General features: G+C 48.5%; 2 protein-coding genes. Both read left to right on the forward strand.

Going from position 1 to position 1,358, the window contains the following annotated elements; all coding sequences use genetic code 11:
* Positions 1-52 precede the first annotated feature (52 nt).
* Positions 53-382 carry a hypothetical protein gene (locus tag A3751_RS14240; protein WP_068457268.1) on the forward strand — a complete coding sequence of 110 codons (330 nt, stop codon included), beginning with the start codon at positions 53-55 and terminating at the stop codon, positions 380-382.
* A gap of 68 nt (positions 383-450) precedes the next feature.
* The coding region (locus tag A3751_RS14245) for a haloalkane dehalogenase (protein WP_068457270.1) at positions 451-1,358 on the forward strand (908 nt) is incomplete at its 3' end.

Consider the following 1,358-nt stretch of genomic DNA (forward strand, 5'->3'; position numbering starts at 1 on the left):
CGCGATACTTTCACTATGCTTATGGTGTTGAATATGCTTTTGGAGCACGTCGATGGACAAGCACGTAAACCGCCTGCTAATGCAGTTTGAACAATTACTAAAAACATCCAACCGAGACCACATAAATCCCTCGATTGAAGAACTTTGCATCAAGGACTTACAACCTATTGTTGACTTAGTTGCACGGAGCCGTGCCAGCTATTTACAGCACCTTTACGAGCTTTGTAAAACGTATGAGAATAAAGAGGAATTTCCAACCGTAGAGGAAATGCAAAAATTACGCGCACATCGACTCCGGTTTGAGGAGCTTGCCGAAGGCTCAAAGGCGCTTGAAACTTCGATTCAACGCGGCTATCTAGATTTGAAAGAAGGGGAAGGCTAGCCTTTCTCTCCAAGGGTCGTTAGCATGGTTTTGTCAGTCATAATAAAAACCGTTCAAGAGGCCCGACAATGACCAACTTTCTTCGCACACCTGAAGCACGATTTGAACGCCTGCCAAACTACGCTTTTACTCCCAACTATATAGAAATCGACGAGATGCGAATGCATTTTGTTGATGAGGGGCCGCGAGATGCCGACCCCATTCTGATGATGCACGGGGAGCCAACTTGGTCTTATCTATATCGCCACATGATCCCTATTTGCGTGGCTGCGGGCCACCGCGTGATCGCCCCCGATCTCATTGGATTTGGCAAATCAGACAAACCCACCAGCACCGAAGACTATAGCTATGCGCAACACATGCGCTGGATGCAGAAGTTCATCGACAAATTAGAGCTGAACAATATTACTTTGGTTTGCCAAGACTGGGGGTCTTTATTAGGCCTTCGCCTTGCAGCCGAGAACGAAAGTCGCTTCAAAGCGATCGTTGTTGGCAACGGTATGCTTCCAACTGGCGAAGAACAAGTACCAAAGGCATTTAAACTATGGAAGGCCTTTGCGCTTAACAGTCCATGGTTTCCGATCGCGCGAATTGTCAACAGCGGGAGCTTCAAGCAACTCAGCAAAGATGAGATGAGAGCATATGATGCGCCTTTCCCCTCCCGAAAATACAAAGCGGGCGCTCGCGCGTTCCCTGCCCTTGTTCCCGTCACTCCAGACAATCCAGCATCCCAAGCCAACAAAGACGCTTGGAAGGTACTGGAAAAGTGGGACAAACCATTTCTAACCACATTTAGCAACGGTGACCCCATCACCCGAGGCGGAGACCGCTTTATGCAAAAACGTGTTCCTGGATCTGTAGGGCAGGATCATATTACTTTGAAAGGCGGGCACTTCTTGCAGGAAGACTCCAGTGCAGAGTTCGCCGCTGCGGTCAATAAGCTTTTGGATAAGATGGCTTATCAGGGCTCTGGTCA

This window comes from Oleiphilus sp. HI0080 (genome assembly GCF_001635135.1).

Bases quoted from the DNA above. Each gene is read 5' to 3' on its own strand.
- A3751_RS14240 (WP_068457268.1), top strand. From the start codon at position 53: ATGGACAAGCACGTAAACCGCCTGCTAATGCAGTTTGAACAATTACTA.